The 6,100-nt window shown below is 51.3% G+C and carries 8 protein-coding genes; 7 read left to right on the top strand and 1 reads right to left on the bottom strand.

Going from position 1 to position 6,100, the window contains the following annotated elements; genetic code table 11:
* Positions 1-59 precede the first annotated feature (59 nt).
* The 3 genes from EI77_RS10970 to EI77_RS10960 all read left to right on the top strand — a co-directional run bounded on the left by EI77_RS10970 (position 60) and on the right by EI77_RS10960 (position 1,541).
* A complete protein-coding gene (locus EI77_RS10970; RefSeq protein ID WP_166647183.1) occupies positions 60-323 on the top strand; it encodes a hypothetical protein in 264 nt (87 codons plus the stop codon).
* An 81-nt stretch (positions 324-404) separates the two neighbouring features.
* Positions 405-734: a transposase gene (locus tag EI77_RS10965; protein ID WP_133795306.1), complete on the top strand. Its 330-nt coding sequence runs from the start codon at positions 405-407 to the stop codon at positions 732-734.
* 39 nt (positions 735-773) lie between these two features.
* Positions 774-1,541, top strand: a complete 768-nt coding sequence (locus EI77_RS10960; RefSeq protein ID WP_133795305.1) for a hypothetical protein — start codon at positions 774-776, stop codon at positions 1,539-1,541.
* A gap of 598 nt (positions 1,542-2,139) precedes the next feature.
* Here EI77_RS10960 and EI77_RS10955 read toward each other — a convergent pair.
* Positions 2,140-2,667 (bottom strand): hypothetical protein, encoded by a 528-nt coding sequence (locus tag EI77_RS10955; protein WP_133795304.1) that lies wholly within the window; start codon positions 2,665-2,667, stop codon positions 2,140-2,142.
* Between the two features lie 137 nt (positions 2,668-2,804).
* On the opposite strand from EI77_RS10955, the gene EI77_RS10950 reads away from it, so the two are divergent.
* The 4 genes from EI77_RS10950 to EI77_RS10935 all read left to right on the top strand — a co-directional run bounded on the left by EI77_RS10950 (position 2,805) and on the right by EI77_RS10935 (position 6,071).
* Positions 2,805-2,993 (top strand): helix-turn-helix domain-containing protein, encoded by a 189-nt coding sequence (locus tag EI77_RS10950; protein WP_341806053.1) that lies wholly within the window; start codon positions 2,805-2,807, stop codon positions 2,991-2,993.
* A 366-nt stretch (positions 2,994-3,359) separates the two neighbouring features.
* Positions 3,360-4,733 (top strand): site-specific DNA-methyltransferase, encoded by a 1,374-nt coding sequence (locus EI77_RS10945; protein ID WP_208300335.1) that lies wholly within the window; start codon positions 3,360-3,362, stop codon positions 4,731-4,733.
* A 4-nt stretch (positions 4,734-4,737) separates the two neighbouring features.
* A complete protein-coding gene (locus tag EI77_RS10940; RefSeq protein ID WP_133795303.1) occupies positions 4,738-5,112 on the top strand; it encodes a DUF5681 domain-containing protein in 375 nt (124 codons plus the stop codon).
* Complete coding sequence (locus EI77_RS10935; protein WP_133795302.1) at positions 5,109-6,071, top strand: hypothetical protein; 963 nt, start codon at positions 5,109-5,111, stop codon at positions 6,069-6,071. The genes EI77_RS10940 and EI77_RS10935 overlap by 4 nt, the downstream gene beginning before the upstream one ends.
* Positions 6,072-6,100: the final 29 nt, after the last annotated feature.

The raw sequence follows: 6,100 nt of genomic DNA, 5'->3' as shown, positions 1-6,100 counted from the left end.
AATATGAATGCTACGTAAAGTTATTCTCCAATCGACCTGCAGATGAGGTAGCTTGCTGCTTGTCACAAACAATTGGTGTGAATCTTGATAAGGTTGACCATTTCGACGAGTGTGAAGCTTATTTGGCTGTCTTGGGGAATCATGATCTAACCGTTTATCCACCCCAAGAAGGTAATAATATAGATCACTTTGATATTATGGTAGAACCCGGCCATACATGTTTGGCCGTGGGAAATTCAATTGATTTAAGTGTTGAATTTGCGGCATGGCTCAATCTAAAAGCTGCTGTGCTGGGACGATTTACAGTTTTGGAGGACAAGTAGGAATAAAAAAAGAAAAAGATGCCTGGCATGAAAAAAAGATGCCAGGCATACAGTGCTTGATACCCGACCCAATTCCAACGCATGAAAGCGACTCAAACCCCTGATCCGCAACGCGACGAACTCGAAACCCAGCTTGTCGGCATCAATGCGAAGACCGCCCCTTATCCTGCCGCGCGATCCTGGTCAGGCGGACGTAAGCGAGTCGTAGGCAGGGGACCGATGGAGAGTTATTGCTACCACGTCATGTCGCGCACCTGCGGTGGCGAGGTCTTTTTTGATGATGTGGAGAAGGAGGCTCTCAAGCGCCTGATGTGGCGGCTGTCGGACTTTTGCGGGGTAAAGTTGGTCACATACTGCCTCATGGGGAATCACTTCCACCTGCTCGTGGAGGTGCCAAAGAGGGAGGCGTGACTGGAGCGGTTTTCCGGTCCGGAAGGGGAGGAAAAGCTTTTGGAGCATCTGGCCATTCTCTACATTAAAACCTATGTTGGACTCCTGCGTCAGGACCTGACGGAGCTTCGCCGGATGGGCCTGGAAACGCGGGTCCAGGAGAAGCTTGAGGCCATCAAGAAGCGGTTTTGCGACCTGTCCATTTTCGTCAAGGAAGTCAAAGAACGCTTCAGCCGCTGGTTCAACAAACGCCGGGGCCGAAGAGGCACCTTGTGGATGGACCGATTCAAAAGCGTCATGGTCGAAAGCGGTGGCGAAGCACTGCGGACGATGGCCGCCTACATCGACCTGAACCCCGTCCGCGCCAAGCTAGTCGATGATCCCAAAGACTACCGCTGGTGCGGTTATGCTGAGGCCATCAGCGGCAGCCGAAGAGCACAGCGCGGCCTATGCAAAGCTGTCGCCAAGCCGATGGACGGATGGAATTCCCATGATGCAGCGGAGGCCTATCGCAGCCTGCTGTTTGCGAGCGGAAACGAAGTGCGCGATGCCCAAAATGAGAACATCACCCGGCCCGGAATCAGCATCCAAAAAGCCCGTCAAGTGCTGGCCGAGAAAGGCAAGCTAAGTCCTGCCGAACTCATCCGCCTGCGCGTGCGCTACTTCAGCGACGGCCTCGTTTTAGGTAGCAAGGAATTCGTCGAGAGCGTGTTCCAGGAAAACCGTGAACTTTTTGGACCGAAGCGCAAAGACGGAGCCCGTCGCTTCACCGAATGCGATAACGAACTTTTTTCCCTGCGGCGATTACGAGTGCGTGCGGTTGAGTGAGAGTGAAATATTTTTGACGTGAAAGCTGCGTAGTGGCTCAGCCTGAACCAGGACCAAGGCTGTACCGTGAGAAGCGATGTGCTAGAAGTCATGGCTGCAAATCCATTAATTGAATCGCGTTTTCTTTCGCAAGCCTGGTCATTTTTTCAAGGTAGTTGCTTGGAATGAACGTGCGACCGAGTTCCCATTTTCGCAGTGTTCGGACATCGACTTGCAGCGACTCTGCGAACCTGCGCTGATCGGATCCGATGAGGTTCCGAAACCAGATGAGCCAAGCGCCGAGAGTTTCTGGAGCTGGTCTCGGGTCATGGCCCAAAAATTTGATGACCAGTTGCCAATCGGTTCCGCATGGTGAGCGGCGTTCCCGTTCCCAAAGCTCAAGAACGCAGGGCGAGATTCCGATCATTCGAGCGGCGTCGATCTACCTCAAGCCAAGGTCCAACCGGCGTTTTTTTGATCGGTCGCGGTAGGGACACGGGTTGCCCCGTACCTCTACCGCGACCGAAGGGCGAAAGCAGAGGCTGTAGAGCATGGATCTGTAAACGTCTCCCACAAGAGACATGCTAAACCGGCAGCGATAAAGCCAGCTTGCAATCTTTCATTGGCTGCCTTTTGCTGTCCGCACCTGCTGAAGAAATGCTGGAAACTTCTTTCCTACCAACGCGTTAGTTGAAGTTCCAAAGGATGAAACTCCATAGGTGTTAGCGCCAGAAACTTTCATCTTCACCATTGGAGCGGTCGCAAGGCTTTCGAAGTCGTTATAGTCCACTGCAAAACGACGGGTTGACCAAGGGCCATATTCCGTTGTCAGACTGGCTGTGTCTGCGGTAATCGTCCGGCCACCAGTATTGAAGGCAAGGCCAAAGATGTTCTGAGTGCCATAGACGCCAACCGTGAGATAAACCTTGTTAGGAGTCGCGGCATTCCAACTGAACCCGAGGGTGTGCCACTCCTCCGTCATGCTTGCGGAGGAACTCACCGGGTCTTGCCTGATGACTTTGGAGCCATCAAAATCATCCGTCGTCACACGAACGCCTGGAGTCATGGCGGAATTCACCGACTGGCACCCAGTCAGAATGCAAATGGTGATCAAGGAAGCGAGGAGGCAGGGAAGAATGAATTTCATGGGTGAGTGGCCACGGAGGCAATAGCACATTTGTCGCTACTTTCTGTATGTCGAGCAAAAGGTAGCAGCACGCTATTAAATGGCGCTTGGCCTCCTTATCAGAAAACTCGCGTGAAATCGCCCGCAGCCTTGGACGCGTGGTGAGGCGGCTGCGTGAAGAGAGGGGACTATCTCAGGAGGACTTCGCGGCATTAACCGGCCATCACCGAACATATGTTGGATTTCTGGAAAGAGGGGAGCGGTCTCCCAACATTGAAACCGTTGAGCGGATCGCCCTCGCGCTCGAATTAAGGGCGTCTGATTTGCTGCGTGAAGCAGGATATTAATATCGCTGAAACCATGCAATACGGCGTGGCCAGGCAGCGATACACAATTGGTTTGGCATAGAGCTGGTCAGCACCAAAAAAATGGTCTTCAGAACGAAAATTGCTTGCACGATTAACTTCACGATGCTTCGATGGTTATGTCACTGAAATTGTGTGTGGGTGAAAGCCCGCATCTGATAAAGTGCCTCAGATTTCAAATAACGATGTTTCCAAAATCCTGAAGGCGGTGCCTTCAGAACGTCACATGGAGGGGCGGTGCCCCTACACCGAGCGGTGCTCGGAGTGTGAAGGCAGGAAAGGTCTCAAAGACCTCTTATTGAACCTGACTACTGTCAAATCGCGGCTCTAAAACCGTGATGGTTCTGCTTGCCCGAATTCAGGGCGCACAAATCTAACCGGGCAATCCATGCCCGCATGTCAACACCGCCTTTCATGAACACACTTCCTTCAATTGAATCCATTGCCGTATCCACGCTGGTCGCTCATCAGCACAATGCCCGTAAACACAGCAAAAAGCAGATCCGTCAGATCGCCGACAGCATCCAAACCTTTGGATTTAAAGTGCCTGTCCTCATTGATGGAAACAACCGGTTGATCTGCGGTCATGGCCGTGTAGCCGCCTGCAAATTACTTGGCATAGACCAAGTGCCAACCATCCGTGCAGACGATCTCGACGATGCAAAAATCCATGCATTCATGATCGCCGATAACAGGCTGACCGAAAACGGGGAATGGAACAACGTTCTCCTGGCAGAGAACTTCAAAATTCTTTCCGATCTCGATCTAGACTTTGACCTCGAAGTCACCGGCTTCGCCTATGGTGAAATCGAAAACCTCCTCGCTCTGGAAGATGAATCATCCTCAGAAGAGCCACCCGTGCCAGCGGCTGACTCGCTTCCAGCCATTGTTCAAACTGGCGACCTTTGGCATCTGGGTGTGCATCGTATCTTGTGCGGCGACAGCCTTGAATACGGCTCATACAAGACGCTCCTTCCAGGGAAAAACAGAGCGTCAATCATATTTACCGATCCCCCTTATAACTTGCCCGCCAAGGATATTGGCAAGACTTGTGAGGCAAGCCACGGAGACTTTGCCATGGGAGCAGGAGAAATGACCTCCACTCAATTTCAAGAGTTTCTAGAAACGGTCTTTGACCACTTGGCCAAGTTTTCAAAGAGCGGATCCATACATTACATCTGCATGGACTGGCGTCATGCTCCAGAGCTGATTTCGGCAGGCAAGAATGTCTATTCGGAATGGAAGAACCTATGCGTATGGAACAAGAACTCCGGAGGAATGGGAACCTTCTACAGAAGCCAGCACGAGCTTGTTTTCGTGTTCAAGAGCGGTAAGGGAAAACATCAGAACCACTTCGAGTTAGGCCAGCATGGACGGCATCGCACCAATGTGTGGAATTACCCTTCCGTCATGCACCTGAAGGAATCGGACGGAGACAAAGGCGGAAAAGAAGCGCTCAATCTTCATCCAACCATCAAGCCAGTGGCCATGATCGAAGATGCATTCAAGGATTGTTCCAAACGTGGCGAGATCGTTTTGGACCCGTTCCTCGGCAGTGGCAGCACTCTTATCGCCGCGGAGAAGACCGGACGTATATGCCACGGGATCGAGCTGTCCCCGCGCTATGTCGATGTGGCCATCACACGTTGGCAGGAGTGGACGGGCAAGGATGCAATCCACGCTGAATCTGGCATGACCTACAAAAACAAGGCTTCTCGTTGATACCATGAAACGGAAAAAACATATCGAGGCTGAAGAAGAGGTGGGATACGGAAAGCCTCCCAAGCAGTTTCAGTTTAAAAAGGGCCAGTCTGGCAATCTTCAAGGCAGACCTAAGAAGAAACAAACGAACTCCGAGCTTCTGAATGAACTCCTGGACGAAAAGATCACAGTGAATGGCAATGCCATCACCAAACGCAAAGCCCTCTTTCTTTCCATAGTGAACGATGCCATCAAAGGGAAGGCCAGTGCTCGAAACACGCTTCTTTCCTTGGTTCAGGATGAAGAGGTGGAGCTCGAGGATTTCGAGGAAACCATGGACGACAAGATTGCCTACATTGAGGTTCAACGTGTCGTAGCAAAACGAGGAGCGGCATCATGACCGACGCGCAGTTCATTTACCGAATGCGGTTCAGGAGCTTCATTGACTTCGCCTTTCGAGAGCTGCATCCCGGTGAATTCTTTCTGCGGAACTGGCATATCGATCTGATGGCCGAGATCCTTCAGTTGATTTATCATGAGCCAACTCACGGCATGAACCGGCTGATTTTCAATCTGCCTCCCGGATATCTGAAAACCCACATTTGTTCGGTATCGTTTCCCGCCTGGGTGCTAGGCCGGGATCCGAGAAAATCAGTACTGATCATGTCAGAGGATCCAGGATCCGCATTTGAAATTCAGGAACGGTGCGCTGAACTGATGAGTTCCCAACGATATCGTGCGATTTTCCCGCGAACTAAAATAACAAAGTGTTCACGGACACTCGAACTCAATTATGGCGGAGGCATTCGGCATGCAGGCATCGGTTATACCTCCCAACGTAAAAAGTGTGACATCGTAATCATGGACAACCCGCAGAGCATGAACAGCCTTGACCGGTTCAAGCTGGAAAATTTTGCCGAGATCGGCCGACTGTTAAAAAATCAGAAGGAAGGCATGATGATATTGAACACACGTCGGCTTGGAAAAGATGACTTGAGTTCGTTCCTCCATCAGAAGCTGGGCGGTTGGACCAGATTCGCGATTCCAGTGGTTGCGTTGAATGATTGGACCTGGGATATCCCTCCAGACGTCCACTACATTCAGAAGCCAGGTGAACTTTTGCAAGATTCGCATGAAGAATGGACGGACATTCAGGGACATTTGGAGGCAATGGGTGGAGAAACGTTTTCATTTCAATATCTTCAGGGAGAGTATTCGCCGCCTAAAACGGGTGAAATTGACCTGCCCGAAGAGGATGGTGTGAAATGGAAAGCTATTGGTGCTTTTGATCCCACTTGGGTCACCTCAAGGCATCTGGAGAACCTGCGGTCTCAATTAGCTTCGAACCTCTCTGTATGACTTGATGTTAGGCCTTGGTAGAGCGTGTG

The organism is Prosthecobacter fusiformis, from assembly GCF_004364345.1.
In the GTDB taxonomy this organism is placed as follows: Bacteria; Verrucomicrobiota; Verrucomicrobiia; order Verrucomicrobiales; family Verrucomicrobiaceae; genus Prosthecobacter; species Prosthecobacter fusiformis.
Note: the sequence above shows the minus strand (reverse complement) of the source record. Positions and strands in the feature narration are given on the sequence as shown.

Excerpts from the sequence above, each read along its gene's own strand:
- EI77_RS10955 (WP_133795304.1), bottom strand. The coding sequence starts at position 2,667 with ATGAAATTCATTCTTCCCTGCCTCCTCGCTTCCTTGATCACCATTTGC.
- EI77_RS10935 (WP_133795302.1), top strand. The coding sequence starts at position 5,109 with ATGACCGACGCGCAGTTCATTTACCGAATGCGGTTCAGGAGCTTCATT.
- EI77_RS10940 (WP_133795303.1), top strand. The coding sequence starts at position 4,738 with ATGAAACGGAAAAAACATATCGAGGCTGAAGAAGAGGTGGGATACGGA.
- EI77_RS10965 (WP_133795306.1), top strand. The coding sequence starts at position 405 with ATGAAAGCGACTCAAACCCCTGATCCGCAACGCGACGAACTCGAAACC.